This window comes from Emticicia sp. (genome assembly GCF_049241225.1).
Classification (GTDB): Bacteria; Bacteroidota; Bacteroidia; order Cytophagales; family Spirosomataceae; genus Emticicia.
On record NZ_JBMLRC010000431.1, the window covers coordinates 1 to 20,588 of the forward strand.

A 20,588-nucleotide genomic window follows, 5' to 3' on the forward strand; every position below is an offset into this window, starting at 1 on the left:
ATTGTGACTCAAAGTTAGATGTGGAAATTTTACTAACAAAAAAGCGATTATCAGATTTCGGTCTAACAATCGCTTTTCGTATTTACAACTTATAATGAGCTTATTGCTGACCCATTTTCAAACGCATTTCTTTTTTTGCAGTTCTGAACCAAACGTAAATAACAGTTGGTACAGAAAGATAAGTAAACACCAACATTAATAATATACCATCATTGATACCTGTACCAATAACTCCACGCCCTTCGCTCAAATTACTCCCCACAGTTGCACGACACATCGCACACTGTGCAAAAGTCAAAGTTTGACTTAACAAGAATACTATAAAAAACGCTACGATTTTTTTCATAACCTTTTACTTAAAGTTTAAACATAATAAGGTTTAATCATCAAATACGCTATCACACCTGTAATCGAAACATATAACCAAATCGGGAATGCAAATCTTGTCAATTTACGGTGCAATTCATACTCTTCAACCCATGCAAAAAAATACGCTCTTAAAACCAAAGGTAATACAACCAAAGACAATAAGATATGACTTATTAGAATAAAATAATAGAAATATCTCACGATACCTTCCCCTCCAAAACTTGTTGATGGATTAGTTAGGTGATATAGAACGTAACATACTAAAAAAACACCACCTAAACCAAATGCCATTGACATTACTTTTTTATGACGCTCAATTTGCTTTTGCTTAATTAAAAACAAGCCATATATCAACAAAATAGAAGTTATTGTATTGATTGCACCAATCACGTGTGGAAGCACTTTTGTCCACGCCCCCAAATCAATTTTTTGTCTAATTCCCAACAAGATTGCCACCACCAGTGGCACCGCAATCGAAACTACATTTATGAATGTCATCGAAGCCTTATCCTGTTTTGCTCTTACTGCTTTCATTTTAATTTGTTTTAAGAAAATAATAGATTAGCAATGAAAGATAATTAGCGTTAGTAATATTTATTACTTAGATTTATAAATCTCAGACAGCACCTTCACTTCAGCTATCAAACGCTCTACATCTGGTGAGTACGTTCCGTCGTAAATTCCTCTAATATATCCTTCTTTGTCTATTAATAGTAACTTTTCCGAATGTATAAATGTTTCATCAATTGATTTGATTTTATTATCATATTCGGAAGCATCTGCTACTGGCAATTTATAGCCTTTTATAGCAACATCGTAAATCGTTTTTTTATCTCCTGTCAGAAAATACCATTTACCGTATTTCGCATCATATTTTTGGGCATATCGCTGCAATACTGCCGAAGAATCATACTTAGGGTCAACACTATGAGATACTATTACCACATTACTGTCGGCCGAGAAAATACTTTGCACTCTCGATAAACTATTAGATAATTTCGGACAAATCGTTCCGCATCTTGTAAAGAAAAAATCTGCTACATAGATTTTACCTTTCACGTTTGCCGAGCTAAATTTCTTTCCTTGCTGGTCTATTAGCTCATACGGTGGAATCTGATGAAACACCGTATCTGGCCCTTTCATAACAACCTGCCCAGTTTCATCCATTTCTGGCATGAGATAGGGTAATTTATAGTAGTTTTGCCCAAATAATTTGAGTAAAACAAAAATAAAAGTCGGAACAGCTAATATGCCTATTAGTATTCCGACTTTTGATGATTTATTTCGCATTATTTATTTAAATAATAATCTCTCCAAACCTATATATCCACCTTCCACTATCAACGCAACAATTAACCAAACCACAAAAACACATGGTAGGACAATCGTCCAGATTAAAGATTTCACTTCATGCTTTAAGTGCATAAAGATACCTACGATATAATATGCTTTTACAATTGTGAGAATAATGAATATTCCTACTTTTGTCCACTTGTAAGTGTCTGCATCAATCACGAATGCGATAAGGAATTCGAGTGCTGTGATGCCTAATAGAATCCAGAACGTTTTCCAAATTTCTTTGGTTTGTGCTGGCAATTTTTCCGTATTTTCAGAATGCTGAGCCATTGTATACTAATTTTAAGACTTTCTAATTTATTAAAAAAGAGTTATTTTTCTAAACGAGGTAGAAGAATGTAAACACAAACACCCATACTAAATCTACAAAGTGCCAGTAAAGACCTACCTTCTCAACCATATCATAGTGACCACGTTTCTCGTAAACTCCATTAGCTGTATTATAGAATATCAAGATATTTAATACTACACCCGAGAATACGTGTGTTCCGTGAAAACCAGTGATGAAAAAGAAGAAATCGGCGAAAGCAGCTGGACCATATTCATTTTGTACGAGATTCGCACCAAAGATTTTGGTTCCATCGGCCAAAGTTAATCCATGTTCTGTTCCATGAATAAAGTGACTCCATTCCCAAGCTTGTGAACTTAAGAAAGCAAAACCACCAAGGATTGTCCAAAGCATATATTTTTCAACATCAGCCTTATCACGACGGTGACCAGCTTCTACAGCTAATACCATTGTTACAGAGCTCATAATCAAAATAAATGTCATGATACCTACAAACACCAACGGTGCTGAAACCCCATGTAAAAATGGAACTGCTTCAAAAACTCTTTCAGGAATTGGCCACCAAGTATTAGAAAACTCAAAGTTTTTACGTAAACCTTCAAATGTCGGGAAACTATAACGAACTAAACCATATGAAATCAATAAAGCCGAGAAAGTAAATGTATCGGACAATAAGAATATCCACATCATCAATTTTCCATAGCCAACTTTCATTGGTTGCACGCCACCCTTCCAAATTAAGTGTTCTGCGGTCGTAGAGGTATTTGCACTTGCCATAACTTACAATTATTAGCGGTTTGCCGCTTTGGTTAACAGTTTCAATTAATTTCGACCCAAAAATAGTCAAAAAGTAAATATTATCTAAAATACAATAAAAATACGAACAAATATAGCCAAAGTATGTCTAAGAAGTGCCAAGAAGTTGCACAAACTTCAACTAATATAGTATTGCTTGAATCTAACTTTAATCTGAAAGCCATTATAAAAGTAGCTATCAAAATACCTAATCCAAGTGCTAAGTGAGCCATGTGTAAGCCCGTAAAAATATAAAAGAACGAACCTGATGGATTACCTTTGAGATAAATCCCCTGTTGTTGTAAATCTTGCCAACCTAAATACTGCATTCCCAAAAACACAAGGCCTAAAGCTGTTGTAATGGCTACTAATGTCTTGAGCTTGGCATTCTCATTCTTTTTTGCAGCTTGCAGTGATAGGTGCATTGTAATACTACTAACTATCAAAACTAAAGTACTAATCCAAAAAATGCTTGGGATTTCAAATTCTGCCCAGTTTCCTTCTGCTCTTCGTACCAAATATGCACTTGTCTGAGAAGCAAATAGCATCACAATTGTGATAATGAAAAGCCAAACTATAAACTTCCACCTATTTACTGATAGTACCTGAGCTGGCTCTTGTACACCAACGGTGGTAGCTGTGGTGTTATTATTTTTTAATTTATTACTCATAAAGTTTATCGTTGAATCGTTTACTCAAGCAAAAACCCAAGTAAATAAAAAGGTATTATAATTTATCCAATAAATAGGCAATCTGCACTACTGGTAAATATATAAATGAACCGAACATCAATTGAAGAGCCGCTTTTCTGTCAACTCGTCGCATCAAATGAAATGTTTGTGCTAAAAACAATACACCAAACACCATTGCTACTACTGCCGAATTGATACCTGTCATACCCAAATAATATGGAGCCCAACAGAGAGGCAATAAAAATAGCGTGTAAATCATTATCTGAACAGCTGAGTTTAAATTTTGTCCACCGCTTGATGGTAATAACTTAAATCCAGCCTTGTTATAATCTTCATCCAATACCCAAGCAATTGCCCAAAAATGTGGAAATTGCCAAAAGAACTGTATCGCAAATAATATACCTGGTTCTAATCCAAAGTGATTAACAGCCGCTACCCAACCTATCATTGGAGGGAAAGCCCCTGGTAAAGCACCTACCGCTACGGCAATCGGTCCAACTCTTTTTAATGGTGTATATACAAACCCGTATAAAACCATTGATAAAAGAGCTAATAAACCTGCTTTATAGTTGAATTCATAAAACAAAATATACATTGCAATCGCAGCCATTATCCAGCCAAACATTGCTGCTTCTTTCACCGATAGTCTACCACTCGGAAGCGGGCGATTTTCAGTACGTGACATCAATTTATCAAGGTCTTTTTCGATAATTTGATTGATAATGTTAGCTGCTGCTGTTGTTGCAAAAGCCGCTATAGCAAACAACAATAGTCTTGCCCATTCAATTTTATCAGCAGCTAAAGTAAAACCAATAGCTGACGAAAAAACAACAGTTGACGATAACCTAAACTTGGTTAAATCGTAATATGCTTTCAGCTTTTGAGCGAAAATATTTTCCGTTACTGTCAAACTCATCTATCATTTTGAAGCAATGCTTCTGAAAACTCTTTCTTTATTAAGAAATAAAAAGATAACAAACTGTACGCCAATTGCCAATGTTCCTAAGGTTAAGTGAATCGGCTGCATTAATCTTGGAAAACCTAAATAAGCTAAGAAAATTCCAGATATAAGTTCGATTCCAATAACTACTACTAACCAATTGGCGAAAGTTGATAACAAACCTTTACTTTTAACAGACTTCCTAATTCGATAATAAATAAACAAATTTATTATGACTATTACTATCGAAAAGAAAGCGTGCATTTGAAACTTACCACCTAAGTTAGCAACCCATTCGGTGCGAAGGGCTTCTCCCATACTTTTGGCAACTTCGTCAACAACTTCTCTAACTTGAGTACCTAACAAAACTTGTCCTATAGTTAGAAAAATGGCAGCTGATACTAAAAAACTCAAAGAACTTTTATCTGCAACATCTTCGATTTCAATCACGTAATTGTAAGACCGAGCCACCGCATATAATAATATAAACACAATAATTACTGAGAGAATCATGTGCAGCGTTATCATTACTGGGTGAAGTTCACTCGAAACTACTTTCGAGCCTAACCATCCTTCAAAAGCTACTAAAATCGTTGCGAGCAAGCTTAGTAAGACAATCGTCTTATCTTGTTTTCTGAAACTAACAAACGCACTTACGAAAGTCCCGAAAACTAAAAAACCAATTGCGACCCCAACTAAACGATTAATATATTCAATCCATGTCTTAACAGCATTGAACTCTATTTCACCTTTAAGCTTTTCACCGTAAATTTCTTTATAATTACTTGGTAATTGCGATATATCTGTTGGAGGAACCCAAGAACCAAAGCATTTAGGCCAATCTGGGCAGCCCATACCTGAACCTGTAGCTCTTACTATTCCACCGACTAAAATAAGAAAGTAAATCGCACCAACTGTCCAAAAACCAAGCTTTCTAAATATTTTACCGTGAGTCATAATTGGTTGGAGGAAACGATTCACAACTTTTTGAGTTGTGAATCGTTTCAAATTTTATCAATCTGGAATACTATAATCGAACTTGATTCCTTCAATTTCTTTCTCTTCCTTGATTAATTCATTCTCGTACGGGAAATTAGATTCTGGCGTAGCAGAGAATGGAATATGTTGAGGAATAAAGTCTTCAGCAGCACCTGGCTTGCTGTAATCGTAAGGCCAACGATAAACTGTTGGAATCTCTCCTTCCCAGTTTCCATGACCAACGTTTACTGGCGTCGTCCACTCTAAAGTATTTGATTTCCATGGGTTTTGAGTTGCTTTCTTACCCCAGAAAATTGAATAAAAGAAGTTGAACAAGAAGATGATGTTAGCAGCAAATACTACAATTGCAGCTATCGTACTAACTTGTGCTAAATCTTGATATTTGTTTGTAAAATCAAAACCTGTGTAAGCGTAGTATCTTCTTGGGAAACCAGCAATACCTAAATAGTGTTGTGGGAAGAATACCATGTACGCACCGATGAAAGTTGTCCAGAAATGAATATAACCCAATGTGTTATTCATCATTCTACCGAACATTTTTGGGAACCAGTGGTATACACCCGCAACCATTCCAAAGAATGCTGCAGAACCCATCACAAGGTGGAAGTGGGCAACTACAAAGTAAGTATCGTGTAATTGGATATCCAATGCACTGTTTCCTAGGATGATACCTGTAACACCACCTGATACGAAGAACGAAACTAAACCAATTGAGAATAACATCGCAGGCGTAAATATAATATTACCTCGCCACAATGTAGTGATATAGTTAAACGCTTTTACCGCAGAAGGAACTGCAATAATCAAAGTAAGGAGTGTAAATACCGAACCTAAGAATGGATTCATACCTGTCATGAACATGTGGTGAGCCCAAACGATAAATGCAAGGAACATGATGCCAAGCATCGAGAAAATCATCGCTTTGTAACCAAAGATTGGTTTTCTTGAGTTTGTAGCAATAATTTCGGATGTCATACCGAGTGCAGGTAAGATAACGATATATACCTCTGGGTGACCCAAGAACCAGAATAAGTGTTGGAATAAAATTGGGCTACCGCCTTGATTTGGAAGAGCTTGTCCATTGATATAAATATCAGATAAGTAGAAGCTTGTACCAAAGCTACGGTCAAAAATCAATAATAACGCTGCTGATAACAATACAGGGAACGACAAAATACCCAAAATTGCAGTAAACGTAAATGCCCAAATCGTTAGTGGCATTTTATCGAAGGTCATACCTTTTGTACGTAAGTTAATTACAGTAGTTACATAATTGATACTACCTAACAAACTTGATACAATAAAGATTGCCATACTCACTAACCACATTGTCATACCTGTACCCGAACCAGGTGCAGCATCAGGTAATGCACTCAATGGCGGATATACTACCCAACCACCACCAGCAGGACCATCTTGTACGAATAACGAACAAAACATAACTACACTTGACAAGAAGAAAAACCAATATGATAACATATTGATAAATCCAGATGCCATATCTCTTGCTCCAACTTGTAAAGGGATTAGGAAGTTAGAGAATGTACCACTCAAACCCGCAGTCAATACAAAAAATACCATGATAGTACCGTGCATCGTTACGAGAGCGATGTAATAATTCGGGTCTAATTTCCCAGCCTCATCAAACCATCTTTCTCCTAAAATTGGCTTTAACCAACCCAAATCAATCCCTGGGTAACCTAATTGTAAACGGAAAACCAAAGATAAAAAACCGCCAATCAAAGCCCATACAATACCCGAAATCAAGTATTGCTTGGCAATCACTTTATGGTCCTCAGAGAATATATATTTCTTTATAAAACTCTGTGGCTCGTGGTGCTCATGTGCTTCTTCATGTCCGTGAACATGAGTATCTGCGTGTGCTACTGCTGCCATGTATATATTATTAGTTTAAATAATTTAGATTGAATATTATCTCAATGATGTAACTGTTGGTAAGCTTGTACCTGCTGAAGCTGTAGTGCTATCAGGTGTTGCCTCGGCTGGAAGATACTTCATAGCCTTGGCCTTCAAACTTGCTGGAACTTTCTCCAAAAACTCAGGTTTAGAAGCTAACAATGATTTTTGCTCCTTTTTCCATTTCTCATAATCTGCTGGCTCATCAACCACCAAGATTAATTTCATTGCAAAATGGCTTCTTCCACATACTTCAGTACAAGCAATCTCATATTTGAAGTTTGGGTTACCAAGCTCACCTTGCATATCCGCAGTACTCTTATCTGCTATAAACCAAAACTTAGTAGGCATTCCAGGTACAGCATCCATTTTAACCCTCATGTGAGGAATAAATACACTATGCAATACATCTCTCGCTCTAATTTTTAATAATACTGGTTTACCTTTAGGGATATGTATTTCAGAATTATTTGTAAAATCATCGAAAGAATTTTCGTCGGTAAAGTCCACACCAAATTCATTTCCTGCGGCGTCATCAATTAGCTTGTAATTGTAGTTTCCTAACTTTCCATTGTCTACACCACCATATCTAACTTGCCATCCGAATTGCTTACCCATAATTTCTATTACTTCTGCATCTTTCGGAGCTTCCGACATTACTTTATTCCATACTCTCAAACCAGTAAATACTAAACCTGCCATAACAACCGCTGGAATCAACGTCCAAACAATCTCAAGAGTATTATTGTGCGGATAGAAATGAGCCGTTCTCTTCTTGTTATAACGATATTTTAATGGGAAATAAAAAAGAACTGTATTTACAACCAAAAATGATGCTGTTACTACAGCCATACCAAACCAAAACCAATAATCTGTTTCTTTACCATGTACAGATGCTGCACTTGGAATATCTCCATATGCAATCAAAAAGTCTTTTTTAGCGTAAAAGAATGACCAAAAAATACCAACGACACTCAAAATCCAGAAAACAAAGAGACCAATTGCATTAATGTTATTGGCACTATCTACCACCTCTTCGCTTTGTTCTGAATCACCTTTCACTCCCTTTAGGAGAGTCTGCGTTTTTGAAATTACCAGGACGGTAAGAACAATAAACACAATTGCTAAAGCTACAATCAATAATGTCATGTTACTAAATAATTTACAAGTTTGAATACTTAAACCCTTGTATGTAAAAAAGAATGTTCAACGAAATTGTTTTAAAAAATTAAATATCGTGATGAATACTCTCTTCTAAGAATGGGTGGTTTTTAGGATATAGGTTTGCTTTAGATAATTGGTTTGCAACGAAATAAATAAATAATGATGCAAATGTTAAGGTAGTCCCCCACTCGATTATACCAATACCACCTTGGTCTTTAGCGATACCCGGCATGTGCATTTGGTAGAAATCAAACCAGTGACCAATAATAACTGAAACACTACCTAATTTCAAGAATGTAGCTCTTCTTTTTGAATTTCTTGCAATCAAAATCAAGAAAGGGAAGAAGAAGTTCAACAATAAACTAATATGGAATGGCCACCAGTATCTTCCTTGGAAACCTGTAAATCTCTCACGGAAATAAATAGTTTCTTCTGGTAAGTTCGCGTAGAAAATCAACAAATATTGAGAGAACCACACGTATGTCCAAAAAATAGAGAAACCAAAGATAAATTTACCTAAGTCATGTAAATGACTTTCATTAACAATTTTCAAATAACCTTGGTCTTTCAATAATAAAACTATGAGCATGATAGTTGCCAATCCAGCTACGTGCCAGCTTGCCAAATGATACCAACCGAACATTGTAGAGAACCAGTGAGTATCAATTACCATAGATAAATCCCAAGCAGACGTAGATGCTGTAACAGCAAAGAAAATCAAGAATAACTTAGCAATATTACGGCTCTTATAATAATTTTCTAAACCACCTTCTGCATCTTCAAGGAGTGAATATTTTCTTAATTGTGTCCATCCAAAATACCATACAGCTACATAAGCAACCAAACGTACAAAATAGAATGGGAGATTAAGATACCATGCTTTACCAGCAATAATTTTATCATAGTGTTCGCTCGCTGGGTCCATGATACCATCATGTGTCCAGTGCATAACAATGTGGCGAGTCGAAGGAATTGCCATCAAAATGATAAGGATTGTTCCTGGAACGATAACAAATGAAGGAAGAGCTTCGGCAACACGTTTGATAGAAGAAGACCAACCAGCTTTTGCCACATAATTATAAGCGATAAAAAACGCTCCAACTACTGATATTCCTATGAAGTACACACTATTCATCCATAGGTTGGCAATAATACGACTAAACAGGGTAGCACCGTGTTCGCCTCCGTGTTCTGCATGGCCGCCTGCTGCTTCGTGTCCAGCACCAGCATGTTCGGCACCATGTGATTCCCAAACACCTATTGACCAGCCTTTTGATAATAAGAATGAACCAATCGCTACCATCGCAGCACCAATTAATGCTGCAATAATTAGATTTCTTTTGGTTTCAGATTTAAACTCAAATCTTTCTTCTGTAGAAGGAATTTCGTGAGTACTATGAGCCATTTTCTTTAAATTTGAACCCTTACACTTAAAGGGTGTTAATAAATGATATATCTTTATACTTAGCCCATTTAAGGGTTTTCCGCATTTGTACAGCGGGTAGCATTTAAAATATTAATTACCTAATTGTAATCTGTGTACGTAGTGTACGATTTTCCAACGCTCTTCAGGATTTACTTGCGAAGCGTGTGACCACATACGTCCTTTTCCAAAAGTGATTACATGATAAATATGTCCGTCGTTCATATTTTTGTAAGCATCAGCTGCGTAGTTTGGAACCCCTTTGTAAACTTTTCCAACTGGGCCATCACCTGCACCTTTTTCTCCATGACAGTGCAAACAGTTTCTTTCATATAACACTTTTCCTTCTTCTTCTGCCTTTTCAGACCATGGAATAGGGTTTTTTAATGTTACTTCTGCTACTGCAATACTATCTTTTGGCAAGTTGTAAACCATTAAATCATTAACAACTGTACTATCGTCTTGCACAAATGATGTGTGATAATTCGCACGAGAAATAGTACCTGCCACTGGCGAACGCATATCCTTTCCATCGGCATTGATTGTATTCTTACGCCATTGTGTTAGTGGTTCGTATGCACGTGAATTGTACATATTAGGAGCAAATTCCCAACCTGTGCTATTATTATCTTTGCAAGAAGTCAGTGCAACCGTAGAAAAAGTTGCAATTGATAATGCAAGCGAAATATTTTTTAATGAAACCTTCATTTTTGAATTCTTTGAATTGATAAACAGATAAATGTTATACTTCTTTCACATTTACTTCTGAAGCACCTGACTCTTTCAACATTTTTGAAATTTCGTCTTCTGATAATTTATTTTTCGCAAGGTCAATCGCAACAACAAACTTATCATCTGTACTTCTTACATCAAATATGATTGGCTTAGCAGTTGGTCCCATATCTTCCATGAAGAAGAATGTAAAGGACATACCAAATGCCGCTAAAAGGACAGTAAGCTCAAACATAATCGGCACGTTAGTTGGGAAAGGGAAGAAGTTTTTTCCACCAACGTTAATCGGCCAATCAACGCCCATTGTCCAGAATGTAAGTAATAATGCACAACATGTACCTGTCAAACCGAATAAGAAAGCGGCAACCCCCATTCTCGGGAAGCTATAACCTAAAGCTCTATCAAGTCCGTGTACAGCGAAAGGCGTATATGCTTCATGAATTTTAACACCTTGGTGTCTTATGTCTTCAACTGCGTGTAATAACTCATCGCCATCGTCAAAAACTCCTACTAAATATTTGCTATCTGCCATTTTATATGAATGGTTAAAAAATCTTTATTAAACTGTTGTTTTCTTCTTTTCTGGATATTTCTCAGATGATGATTTCAATACAGATTTTACCTCTGCCATGTTGATAACTGGTAAGAACTTGGCAAATAAGAAGAACGCTGTAAAGAAGAAACCGAAAGAGAAAATATAGTCAGAAATATCACCCATACGTGGAGTAAAGTACGTCCAGCTTGATGGTAAGTAATCACGGTGTAATGAAGTTACGATGATTACAAAACGCTCAAACCACATACCGATATTTACAACAACAGCCATTACGAAAGAAACAAGGATGTTTTCACGAATTTTCTTGAACCAGAATAACTGAGGAGAAATTACGTTACAAGTCATCATCGCCCAGTATGACCACCAAAGTGGACCAGTAGCACGGTTAATGAACGCATATTGTTCGTATTCAACGCCAGAGTAAGCAGCGATAAAGAACTCAGTGATGTAAGCGATACCTACAACAGAACCTGTAAGAGTGATGATTTTATTCATCAAAGAGATGTGTTCCATTGTTACGTAATCTTCCATTTTATACACAACTCTTGTCACCAACATCAAGTTTTGAACCATTGCAAAGCCAGAGAAGATAGCACCCGCAACGAAGTATGGAGGGAAGATTGTTGTGTGCCATCCCGGAATTACCGAAGTAGCAAAGTCAAAAGATACGATTGTGTGTACTGAAAGTACGAGTGGTGTTGATAAACCTGCCAAAATCAAAGAAACGTCTTCGTATCTTGCCCAAGCTCTTGCTCCACCAGTCCAGCCGATAGCTAAAGCACCGTAAACTTTCTTACGAACACCTGTTGCACGGTCACGGATAGTTGCTAAATCTGGAATTAAACCAATGTACCAGAATAAACATGATACTGAGAAATATGTCGAGATAGCAAATACGTCCCAAACCAATGGAGAGTTAAAGTTTACCCACAATGAACCAAAAGTATTTGGCAATGGAAGAGCAAAATATGCCAACCAAGGACGTCCCATGTGCATTACGATAAACGATGCCGCACAAATAACGGCAAAGATTGTCATCGCTTCAGCAGCACGGTTGATTGATGTTCTCCATTTCTGACGGAATAATAACAATACCGCAGAGATAAGTGTACCAGCGTGACCAATACCAACCCACCATACGAAGTTGGTGATATCCCACGCCCAACCTACTGTTTTATTGAGACCCCAAACACCAAGACCTTCCCACCATGTCCAGAATACCCAAGCAGCACCATAAAGGAGTACTAATACTGAAATTCCGAAAACGATTTTCCACTCTTTGGTTGGTTTTCCCTCAACCTGCTTACAAATATCTTCAGTTACATCGTGGTAAGACTTACCATTAAGTACTAAAGTTTCTCTTATTGGTGAAACTACGTGCATAGTTTTATTCTTTTGAGATATTTATTTTAATTTTCTTATTTTAACCTTTACCTACACCCCAATCTTACGAGTGGTGTGCTTCTTTTTTCTCAGCATGAGTCGCTTTTGCAACGCCATCCTTGTTACGGATTTTTGTCAAGTAGCTCATTTGTGGCTGAACGTTGATTTCTTCCAATACGTTGAAAGCACGTCCTTGTTTCTCAACCGCTAAAGTTTTTGAGATTTCAGAATTTTCATCAAGCATATCTCCAAATGTAATTGCATTTGTTGGACATGATTGCGAACAAGCTGTTTGAATTTCTCCATCTATCGGACGACGACGCTCCTTCTTCGCTGTTAATTTACCAGCTTGGATACGTTGAACACACATCGAACATTTCTCAATAACCCCACGAGAACGAACAGTTACGTCTGGATTCAATACCATACGACCTAAGTCGCTATTCATGTGATAATCAAAATTATCGTTTTCGAAGTATTTGAACCAGTTGAAACGACGTACTTTATATGGACAGTTGTTGGCACAATAACGAGTACCGATACAACGGTTGTAAGTCATTTGGTTTAGACCTTCAGAACTGTGAGTAGTTGCTAATACAGGACAAACAGTCTCACAAGGAGCATTAGAACAGTGTTGGCACATCATTGGTTGGAATACAACCTCTGGGTTTTCAGCAGCAATTTCTAATTCTCTGTAACCACCGATGATACCCTTTTCTGCTAAAGCCTCATCATGACTCATTTCTGAGCTATAATAACGGTCGATACGAATCCAGTGCATCTCTCTTGCACGTGCAACCTCGGCTTTACCGACTACTGCCACGTTGTTTTCTGCTTGGCAACTTACCAAACATGAACCACAACCTGTACAGCTGTTTAGGTCGATAACCATTCCCCAGCTGTGGTTTTTCTTTTCGTGACCGTTCCAAAGTGTGATTTGGTAAGGAGCTTTTTCACCTTCTGAAGTTCCGATTTTTGGTTCGAAACGTCCAGCTTTCACATCTTTTACATATTCTCCCAAAACTGACTCTTGTACGACAGCCGTACGGCCCATGATTGTATTTTGAGTTTGAGTTTGAGCAAGTGTATATCCGTCTTTTGTTTTTTCTATTTTAGCATCGTTTGCAAAATACTGACCGTTAGTAATCCAAGGGAAAACATTTGCACCAGTATTGCCTGCTTTACCAGCGGCTGTGCGACCGTAACCTAAAGCAACTGAGATTGTTCCGTTTGCTTGGCCTGGTTGAATTAATACTGGAAGCTCGATTGATTTTCCACTAACAGTAACTTTTGCCCAATCACCTTGTGCGATGCCTAATTCAGTTGCTGTTTTTTGTGAAACTGCAATTGTGTTCTCCCAAGTAACTTTTGAAATTGGGTCTGGCATTTCTTGCAACCAAGGGTTATTGGCTTGCAAACCTGTACCGATTGCTACTGATTCGAAGATAGATACCTCGATACCTGCACCTTTTACTTTAGCGATTGAAGCAGCAGCTGCATCAACATTTCCTGCGAAGCTCGCTCCTGAAGCGGTAGCACCAGCAGCTGGTTCATATACGCCATCGTGCAATGCTTGTACCCAAGATTTTCCGCTAAGGATATTTTTACTCCAGTTTGATTTTAAGTAAGCATGATAATCGCTATTCAAACCTGCCCATGTTAATAAGCTTGATTGTGGTTGACGAGTATCGAAAATCAAAGAGATTGTTGGCTGTGTAAGTGAGAAGAAACCTTTTTTAGGTTCTGCATCATTCCAAGACTCTAAATAATGAGGAGCCGGAGCGATGTATTTACATTTTGAAGCTGTTTCGTCGGCACGGTCAGCGAATGAAATCGAAGTTGCCACTTTTGATAATGCTTCACCTAACTCTGCACCTCTTGGGTGGTCATATACTGGGTTAGATAAGAAGATTACTGTGCTAACTTGTCCACCTTTCACTTCATTGATGAATGCTGTCATTTCAGCATCATTACCCTGACGATAATTTACTGGTGTACCTAAGTCGATAGTTGTACCGTAGCTACCTAATAAGCTATTCAAAGCATTAACGATAGTTTGTACAGCTGGGTCATTTGAACCCGAAACAACTAAAGCAGCACCCTTTGCAGCGATAAGGTCTTTTGCACACTTATCTAAGTTTTGTGTTTCAACCGCTCCACCGGTAGTAGTTTTACCACCTAAAGCTGCTGCTACTTTATTGTATAATGCTAAAGCAACTGCACCTTCTTGTGAAGGTTTAATCATTCCTCTGTAATCGGCTGATGCACCAGTGATTGTCAAACCAGTTTCGAATTGGTAATGACGAGACATTGTGCGTTTACCATTTTTGCCACTGCTCAATTTACGAGTTGCAGCCCACTGACCAGCAAATGTATTTGGAGCAATCCAAGTTCCTAAGAAATCGGCGTTGATACCAACGATTACGTTTGCTTTGCTGAAATCATAAGAAGGAATAACTGCTTGGCCAAATGACTCAGCATTTGCTTGAACAATTGCGTAAGATGAATTTGCATCATACGTAATGTGCTTTGCAGTTGGGTATTTTGCAGCGAAATCTGCGATTACTTTCTTTGTAGTTGGAGAAAGAATTGTGTTTGATACGATACGAATATTGCCACCTTTTGCAAGTGCTGCAATGATTTCCTTATCTAATTCTTCCCACTTTATATCAGAAGAGCCTTTTTTCGGTCCTTTCAATTTTTCATTATCATACAAGCTCAATACTGAAGCGTGTACTCTTGCATTTACTGCACCTTTTGTAATAGATGAAAGTTTGTTACCTTCTATTTTAATCGGACGACCTTCACGTGTTTTTACTAAGATACTGCAATATTCACCACCTTCTGAGTAAGTCGATGCGTACCAGTTTGGAATACCTGGCTCTACGCTTTCTGGCTTATTCAAGTAAGGGATTGCCTTACGAACAGGTGCGTCGCAAGCAGCCAATGATACTGCCGCTACACTAAAGCCTAGCACTTTCAAGAAGTCACGACGGTGAGTAGGCTCGACAGTTTCGATGTCATCTAAATTAAATTCACGATTGGCATTTTTTACAAACCCAATGTCGTTTTTCAACTCCTCAACCCCTTTCCAATACTTTTTATTAGTATTCTCCATAGTATCCTAATTCCTGATAGGAACTTTTATTTAATGTTATGAACTTTCTTCAGAATAAAAATATAATTGATATTGATTGGTATTAGTAGTGACACTTTGCACACTCTAAACCACCGTTATCTTGAACTTTCATGGCTCCTTTGCTAACTGCAGTATGAGCTTCCATTAACTTAGTGTAATAGCCATTATCTTTGCCGTTAACTTCTGTCTTGCGGTGACAGTCGATACACCAGCCCATTGTCAATGTTGAACGTTGTTGAACAACTTCCATCTTCTCAATTTCTCCATGACAGTTTTTACACTCTAAACCACCAACGTTTGTGTGTTGTGCGTGGTTGAAATAAGCTAAGTCAGGTAGGTTGTGTACACGTACCCACTCAATTGGCTTATTAGTTTCGATTGCAGTGTAAATCTTTTGGATTTCTGGTGATTCACGTTTGATAGCATTGTGACAGTTCATACAGATATTGGCAGAAGGAATACCTGATTGTTTTCCTTTGTATACACCTGTGTGACAATATGCACAGTTGATTTTCATTTCACCCGCGTGCAATTTGTGAGAGAAAGCGATTGGTTGTTTTGGAGCGTATCCTTGGTGAACACCGATTCCGTACATACCATCGAAAGTAGCTTTAGTTGCAAGCAAAATAAATGCCCAAACAATAGCCGAACGAACAGTTTTGTTAGCTGCAACATTTTTCAATCCTGCTTGAAGTTTCTCTGCAAAAGAAAGAGACCCTTCTGCCGAAGTAGCTTCTGCACCTGACAATTTATTCAATAATTGTAAGATACCAAGCAAAGCCACCAAAACAAGACCCATGATAACCAACAATGCTACTAAAATTACATTGATAAACTTACCACCACCTGTTTCTGCAGCAGCTACTGGAGCTGTACCACCAGCTGGAGCTGCGGTAGCTACTGGTGCTGCATTAGCAGACTTAACATAAGCTAAAATTGCTTTTACTTCATCATCACCAAAGGCAGCAAAAGCTGTCATTTGTGTTTTGTTATACTTTTCATAAAGCTCGTTAGCGTATTTATCACCACTTGCAATTACACCCATTGGATTGTTAATCCATTTCTTTAGCCAAGCATAGTCTCTACGCTCTTCGATTCCAGCCAAACCAGGCCCAACAACAACCTCTGCCGTAACGGCATGGCATTGTGCACAGTTATTCTTGAACAACCCTTCTCCTTTTGCTACATCGCCGCCACCAGCTGGTGCTGCAGATGCAGTAGAAGTACTATCTTGTGCTGCTACATATCCAATGGAAATATTTACAGCAACAGCAAGAGCTAAAATTGACTTATAAAATTTACGAATCATATTTATATATAATGTAGTATCCCTACTTTTTCAGACTGCAAAACTACGCTACTATTGTTTTCAATCAAATAGCTTTTGTCATTTTTTTTATAGCTTATAGTAATTTAGAATAATTTTAAATAAGGACATAACTACCTAATTATCAATTACTTAAAACAAAAAACCATCCCATAATCAACGTATATAGATGACTACGGAATGGTATTTTAGCAAGAATATTTGTTTATGTGGAACGTATAAAGTCTCCGTCGTGTTGAAAAAAACTTTTCGAATACTTGTCTGACAAAGGTACAGTATGAACACTTTTTTTGCAAACATAACCGTATAAACTTCATTTTTAGCCTTTTAATAGCGATTTTAACCTATTTAGCAAAATCCAGATTATTTTTTAAAATTATTTCGTTTAGATTGCAACTTGACCTCATTTTCTATAACAAATGATTGAACTTTCCACCCCAAAAGAGTTTAATTTTGAGCAAATATTACGCTTTCTCTCTCGAAACGAAAAGGAGTGCCTTCACACTCTCAAAAACCGAGAGGTTTACAAGGCAATTGTTCATGAAAACTCAGCTATTCTTTTCTCAATTTCTTTCGATGATTCTTTACAAATTTCAATCCATTCTGAAGATAAAAGTCAAAAAATTGTGGATTTAGTAAAAAAATTTACGACAAACTGGTTTGATTTGGAGGCAAACTTAGAGCTTTTCTATAAAACTGCTCAGAATGACCAAGTCTTAGCTTTGTTATGTAAAAGGTTTTACGGCCTCAGGATGATTGGAATGCCCGATTTATTCGAATCGTTGATTTGGTCAATTATTGGGCAGCAGATTAACCTCAACTTTGCTTATTCGTTGAAAGAACGTTTGGTGCATAATTTTGGTCAAAAAATTATCTATGAGAATGAGAGTTTTTATGCCTTGCCTACTCCCGAAAGACTCGCTATTTTGACTATCGAAGATTTCCAACCGCTTCAGTTTAGCAGAAGTAAAGCACAATATATATTAAATGTATCAAGAGAGTTTGCGGATGGTAATTTATCGCAAGAAACTTTGGAAAAGTTACCTTTTGAAGAAGTAAAAGAAAAATTGGTCAAAATCAAAGGTGTTGGAAACTGGACGGCGAATTATTCGATGATGAAAAGTCTAAAAAATTATGATGCTTTTCCGGTGGAAGATGTGGGGCTGCACAATGCCGTGAAAACACAATATGGTTTAACAGCAAAGCCAACTATTAAAGAACTGAACCTAATGGCCGAAAAATGGAAAGGTTGGCGAGGGTATGCTACATTCTATTTTTGGCATTCGTTGTTGGGTTGAACTAATTTTTAGAAAATAAGATTTTTAGAGCATAAATAGGTAGTCGACGGTCAATGGTCGATAGTCCGCAGCATATAAAAATTCATTACAAATATTTTACGCAAAATAGTATGGTCGATTATTTTCGACCTTTGACTTATTCATAAAAATGGCAAAGAAAACATTAGTTATAGGAGCATCGACCGACCCAAGTAGATATTCTTTTTTGGCAGCAAATAAATTGGTGAGCCACAAACACGAAATTGAGCTTTTAGGTGTAAAAGAAGGAGTTGTTGCTGGAAAAGAAATAAATACCGAAAAAGAGAAATTTGAAGATATAGATACGGTTACGCTTTATGTGAACCCACAAAGGCAAAGTGAATATTTTGATTATGTGGCCGACCTAAAGCCTCGAAGAGTGATTTTCAATCCCGGTACAGAAAATCCTGCATTTGAGAATTTTCTGACCGAAAAAGGTATCGAACCGATTGAGGCTTGTACGCTCGTGATGCTTTCAACTGGACAATACTAATTCTCGAACACCTAAGGTCAGACGTTCCGTACAGACCTTAGGTGGCCATTCGTCCTTCAAAGCCCATTGCGATGAGTTTTTCGTAAGCATCCCACACATTTTCTGGAATTTCCATCGCTACTAAAAACCCTTTTTCTGGATAAATTTTCAGGCGTTGTAAATCGCCCGTCATATTACTGATTACTCGTTCTTTGCTGATATTATTTTCGGCACATCGAGCAATGTACTGGGCGTAAGAATCGGGTTTGGCGGTTGAAACAAATTTAAACTCAGCAAATTGCACCAAAGCCGTTGCATAGGTTCGACGCACCATGTAGGGCTTCTGAACCAAAATAAAATTCTGGAAATCGAAGCCTTTTTCTTTCAAAATCTTTCTTGTACATGAGAAATTTTCGCCAGTGTTTGTAGCTTCGTTATCAAGAATAATTGCATCGGCTGGCACGCCTGCCTTAACAGCAATATCAAAAAAAGCATCTGCTTCTGATTTTGGAGTTTGGTTTCGGAGTTCTCCAACTGGCCGAACCACTCCACCCGAAAAAATAATGTAATCTGCCCATCCTTCTTTAAACAATTCTACGGCATAGTCGGCCACACTGGGATCGTGGCTACCCAAAACAAAGATTGCATCGGCTTTTTGTAAGGGATGTTTCAAGAAATGATAATCGTAGAGAAGCTCTGCGTAATAGTCAACAAGGTTTTCGTCCATCTGCGTATAAAATTTACCAATTGGCAAAATTATCAATTATTAATCAATAAAGTTTGATACTTTCGGGCATGAATTTCGTCAGAGATTCAGCATTAAACACATAAAACAACATTTACTAAAATGGTCAACGCAAAACATTTAGCAACATTCGTACTCGGAGCAGCCGCGGGCGTAGCACTTAATAAATATTTACAAACCGAAGAAGGAGAAAAAGCTTTAGCAGATTTAAAAATCAAAGCTGGGCAGTTTAAAGATGAAGCCGAACAAGCCATTGATAAAGCTCCAGAATATTTTGAAAAACTCAAAACCGAAGCAGGTGCAGCTTTGAAAGATAGTTTTCCAGAGGCCGAAGCATTTTTACAGGAATTATTCGGAAAAGCAAAAATGGCCGCCGAAACACCGGCAGCCGAAGAGCCAAAAGCATAATTTTGTGGGGCGAAGTTCTGACTTCGCTCTTATTTTTTAAGCTTTTTTGACTGTAATATTAATTTTGTAATCTTTTTGACTTATCTCTGTTGTAGTTTTAGGATATGGCAACACATTCGACACTTCAATATCAAATTTTTGCCCTCCTAAGTCAAGCGTCGTTTTGAGTGGTTTAGCTTCATAATCAATTGATGAGTCTTTTGACACGCCATTTGCCGAAATCGTAAAGTATATTTTTGCCATTCCAGCCCAGACACAAGTTGTGTTTTCGGGGCATCGACTATCTTCAATTTTTGTTATTTTAATCTTTACACCTTCTTGGAAGGAAAGTTCAGTATTGACTCCCAGTTCTATTTGCGAGGCTAAAGTTGGCTCTGGTGTTGGTGTTTCTTGTAAAGAACAAGCCGTTAAAGACAATAATAGTGCTACAATAATATTTTTCATGCTCAAAATCTGTTTTACATTAGAATGATACACTTTTATGTAAAAAGGTTGGAGTCCAACTAAAATATTTCAAAAATAACCTTTCTTCATTGGCTTACCCTCATTTGTGTAGATTTTTTTGA

Annotated in this window: 21 protein-coding genes; 3 read left to right on the top strand and 18 right to left on the bottom strand. The window is 37.4% G+C overall.

The annotated features are described in order from the left end of the window. Positions 1-100: 100 nt before the first annotated feature. The 16 genes from ACOVO2_RS22385 to ACOVO2_RS22460 form a co-directional block, all read right to left on the bottom strand. On the bottom strand, positions 101-346 hold the full coding sequence (locus ACOVO2_RS22385; RefSeq protein ID WP_421772106.1) for a hypothetical protein: 246 nt from the start codon (positions 344-346) through the stop codon (positions 101-103). 17 nt (positions 347-363) lie between these two features. After that, positions 364-903 (bottom strand): DUF420 domain-containing protein, encoded by a 540-nt coding sequence (locus ACOVO2_RS22390; protein ID WP_421772107.1) that lies wholly within the window; start codon positions 901-903, stop codon positions 364-366. Between the two features lie 63 nt (positions 904-966). Then, positions 967-1,659 carry an SCO family protein gene (locus ACOVO2_RS22395; RefSeq protein WP_421772108.1) on the bottom strand — a complete coding sequence of 231 codons (693 nt, stop codon included), beginning with the start codon at positions 1,657-1,659 and terminating at the stop codon, positions 967-969. 3 nt (positions 1,660-1,662) lie between these two features. Continuing rightward, entirely contained in the window at positions 1,663-1,995 is a 333-nt protein-coding gene (locus ACOVO2_RS22400) for a cytochrome C oxidase subunit IV family protein (protein WP_421772109.1), read from the bottom strand. A gap of 49 nt (positions 1,996-2,044) precedes the next feature. Next, positions 2,045-2,791, bottom strand: coding sequence for a cytochrome c oxidase subunit 3 (locus ACOVO2_RS22405; RefSeq protein ID WP_421772110.1), 747 nt, complete (start codon positions 2,789-2,791; stop codon positions 2,045-2,047). An 80-nt stretch (positions 2,792-2,871) separates the two neighbouring features. Then, positions 2,872-3,480 carry a cytochrome c oxidase subunit 3 gene (locus ACOVO2_RS22410; RefSeq protein WP_421772111.1) on the bottom strand — a complete coding sequence of 203 codons (609 nt, stop codon included), beginning with the start codon at positions 3,478-3,480 and terminating at the stop codon, positions 2,872-2,874. A gap of 55 nt (positions 3,481-3,535) precedes the next feature. After that, a complete protein-coding gene (gene cyoE / locus ACOVO2_RS22415; protein WP_421772112.1) occupies positions 3,536-4,417 on the bottom strand; it encodes a heme o synthase in 882 nt (293 codons plus the stop codon). 3 nt (positions 4,418-4,420) lie between these two features. Continuing rightward, entirely contained in the window at positions 4,421-5,398 is a 978-nt protein-coding gene (locus tag ACOVO2_RS22420) for a COX15/CtaA family protein (RefSeq protein WP_421772113.1), read from the bottom strand. A 57-nt stretch (positions 5,399-5,455) separates the two neighbouring features. Further along, complete coding sequence (locus ACOVO2_RS22425) at positions 5,456-7,336, bottom strand: cytochrome c oxidase subunit I (RefSeq protein ID WP_421772114.1); 1,881 nt, start codon at positions 7,334-7,336, stop codon at positions 5,456-5,458. Positions 7,337-7,372: 36 nt separating this feature from the next. Then, entirely contained in the window at positions 7,373-8,506 is a 1,134-nt protein-coding gene (locus tag ACOVO2_RS22430) for a cytochrome c oxidase subunit II transmembrane domain-containing protein (protein ID WP_421772115.1), read from the bottom strand. Between the two features lie 79 nt (positions 8,507-8,585). Then, complete coding sequence (locus ACOVO2_RS22435; protein ID WP_421772116.1) at positions 8,586-9,926, bottom strand: quinol:cytochrome C oxidoreductase; 1,341 nt, start codon at positions 9,924-9,926, stop codon at positions 8,586-8,588. A 111-nt stretch (positions 9,927-10,037) separates the two neighbouring features. Further along, positions 10,038-10,652, bottom strand: a complete 615-nt coding sequence (locus tag ACOVO2_RS22440; RefSeq protein WP_421772117.1) for a c-type cytochrome — start codon at positions 10,650-10,652, stop codon at positions 10,038-10,040. Between the two features lie 34 nt (positions 10,653-10,686). Further along, positions 10,687-11,208 carry a DUF3341 domain-containing protein gene (locus ACOVO2_RS22445; RefSeq protein WP_421772118.1) on the bottom strand — a complete coding sequence of 174 codons (522 nt, stop codon included), beginning with the start codon at positions 11,206-11,208 and terminating at the stop codon, positions 10,687-10,689. A gap of 27 nt (positions 11,209-11,235) precedes the next feature. Continuing rightward, complete coding sequence (nrfD, locus tag ACOVO2_RS22450) at positions 11,236-12,615, bottom strand: NrfD/PsrC family molybdoenzyme membrane anchor subunit (RefSeq protein ID WP_188770390.1); 1,380 nt, start codon at positions 12,613-12,615, stop codon at positions 11,236-11,238. Between the two features lie 64 nt (positions 12,616-12,679). After that, a complete protein-coding gene (locus ACOVO2_RS22455; RefSeq protein WP_421772119.1) occupies positions 12,680-15,733 on the bottom strand; it encodes a TAT-variant-translocated molybdopterin oxidoreductase in 3,054 nt (1,017 codons plus the stop codon). Positions 15,734-15,815: 82 nt separating this feature from the next. Next, positions 15,816-17,063: a cytochrome c3 family protein gene (locus ACOVO2_RS22460; protein ID WP_421772120.1), complete on the bottom strand. Its 1,248-nt coding sequence runs from the start codon at positions 17,061-17,063 to the stop codon at positions 15,816-15,818. 437 nt (positions 17,064-17,500) lie between these two features. Here ACOVO2_RS22460 and ACOVO2_RS22465 point away from each other — a divergent pair, with 437 nt between their 5' ends. Further along, positions 17,501-18,379 (top strand): DNA-3-methyladenine glycosylase family protein, encoded by an 879-nt coding sequence (locus ACOVO2_RS22465; RefSeq protein WP_421772121.1) that lies wholly within the window; start codon positions 17,501-17,503, stop codon positions 18,377-18,379. A gap of 148 nt (positions 18,380-18,527) precedes the next feature. Then, positions 18,528-18,890: a CoA-binding protein gene (locus ACOVO2_RS22470; RefSeq protein ID WP_421772122.1), complete on the top strand. Its 363-nt coding sequence runs from the start codon at positions 18,528-18,530 to the stop codon at positions 18,888-18,890. 37 nt (positions 18,891-18,927) lie between these two features. Here the strand turns inward: ACOVO2_RS22470 and ACOVO2_RS22475 are convergent, their stop codons facing one another. Further along, the gene (locus ACOVO2_RS22475; protein WP_421772123.1) at positions 18,928-19,596 is read right to left on the bottom strand and encodes a YdcF family protein; all 669 of its coding nucleotides are present in this window, start codon (positions 19,594-19,596) and stop codon (positions 18,928-18,930) included. Positions 19,597-19,716: 120 nt separating this feature from the next. Between ACOVO2_RS22475 and ACOVO2_RS22480 the strand changes: the two genes are divergently transcribed. Continuing rightward, complete coding sequence (locus ACOVO2_RS22480) at positions 19,717-20,022, top strand: YtxH domain-containing protein (protein WP_421772124.1); 306 nt, start codon at positions 19,717-19,719, stop codon at positions 20,020-20,022. A gap of 36 nt (positions 20,023-20,058) precedes the next feature. On the opposite strand, the gene ACOVO2_RS22485 is transcribed toward ACOVO2_RS22480, so the two are convergent. After that, on the bottom strand, positions 20,059-20,466 hold the full coding sequence (locus tag ACOVO2_RS22485) for a hypothetical protein (RefSeq protein WP_421772125.1): 408 nt from the start codon (positions 20,464-20,466) through the stop codon (positions 20,059-20,061). Positions 20,467-20,588: the final 122 nt, after the last annotated feature.

Excerpts from the sequence above, each read along its gene's own strand:
- ACOVO2_RS22385 (WP_421772106.1), bottom strand. The coding sequence starts at position 346 with ATGAAAAAAATCGTAGCGTTTTTTATAGTATTCTTGTTAAGTCAAACT.
- ACOVO2_RS22390 (WP_421772107.1), bottom strand. The coding sequence starts at position 903 with ATGAAAGCAGTAAGAGCAAAACAGGATAAGGCTTCGATGACATTCATA.
- ACOVO2_RS22395 (WP_421772108.1), bottom strand. The coding sequence starts at position 1,659 with ATGCGAAATAAATCATCAAAAGTCGGAATACTAATAGGCATATTAGCT.
- ACOVO2_RS22400 (WP_421772109.1), bottom strand. The coding sequence starts at position 1,995 with ATGGCTCAGCATTCTGAAAATACGGAAAAATTGCCAGCACAAACCAAA.
- ACOVO2_RS22405 (WP_421772110.1), bottom strand. The coding sequence starts at position 2,791 with ATGGCAAGTGCAAATACCTCTACGACCGCAGAACACTTAATTTGGAAG.
- ACOVO2_RS22410 (WP_421772111.1), bottom strand. The coding sequence starts at position 3,480 with ATGAGTAATAAATTAAAAAATAATAACACCACAGCTACCACCGTTGGT.
- cyoE (WP_421772112.1), bottom strand. The coding sequence starts at position 4,417 with ATGAGTTTGACAGTAACGGAAAATATTTTCGCTCAAAAGCTGAAAGCA.
- ACOVO2_RS22420 (WP_421772113.1), bottom strand. The coding sequence starts at position 5,398 with ATGACTCACGGTAAAATATTTAGAAAGCTTGGTTTTTGGACAGTTGGT.
- ACOVO2_RS22425 (WP_421772114.1), bottom strand. The coding sequence starts at position 7,336 with ATGGCAGCAGTAGCACACGCAGATACTCATGTTCACGGACATGAAGAA.
- ACOVO2_RS22430 (WP_421772115.1), bottom strand. The coding sequence starts at position 8,506 with ATGACATTATTGATTGTAGCTTTAGCAATTGTGTTTATTGTTCTTACC.
- ACOVO2_RS22435 (WP_421772116.1), bottom strand. The coding sequence starts at position 9,926 with ATGGCTCATAGTACTCACGAAATTCCTTCTACAGAAGAAAGATTTGAG.
- ACOVO2_RS22440 (WP_421772117.1), bottom strand. The coding sequence starts at position 10,652 with ATGAAGGTTTCATTAAAAAATATTTCGCTTGCATTATCAATTGCAACT.
- ACOVO2_RS22445 (WP_421772118.1), bottom strand. The coding sequence starts at position 11,208 with ATGGCAGATAGCAAATATTTAGTAGGAGTTTTTGACGATGGCGATGAG.
- nrfD (WP_188770390.1), bottom strand. The coding sequence starts at position 12,615 with ATGCACGTAGTTTCACCAATAAGAGAAACTTTAGTACTTAATGGTAAG.
- ACOVO2_RS22455 (WP_421772119.1), bottom strand. The coding sequence starts at position 15,733 with ATGGAGAATACTAATAAAAAGTATTGGAAAGGGGTTGAGGAGTTGAAA.
- ACOVO2_RS22460 (WP_421772120.1), bottom strand. The coding sequence starts at position 17,063 with ATGATTCGTAAATTTTATAAGTCAATTTTAGCTCTTGCTGTTGCTGTA.
- ACOVO2_RS22465 (WP_421772121.1), top strand. The coding sequence starts at position 17,501 with ATGATTGAACTTTCCACCCCAAAAGAGTTTAATTTTGAGCAAATATTA.
- ACOVO2_RS22470 (WP_421772122.1), top strand. The coding sequence starts at position 18,528 with ATGGCAAAGAAAACATTAGTTATAGGAGCATCGACCGACCCAAGTAGA.
- ACOVO2_RS22475 (WP_421772123.1), bottom strand. The coding sequence starts at position 19,596 with ATGGACGAAAACCTTGTTGACTATTACGCAGAGCTTCTCTACGATTAT.
- ACOVO2_RS22480 (WP_421772124.1), top strand. The coding sequence starts at position 19,717 with ATGGTCAACGCAAAACATTTAGCAACATTCGTACTCGGAGCAGCCGCG.
- ACOVO2_RS22485 (WP_421772125.1), bottom strand. The coding sequence starts at position 20,466 with ATGAAAAATATTATTGTAGCACTATTATTGTCTTTAACGGCTTGTTCT.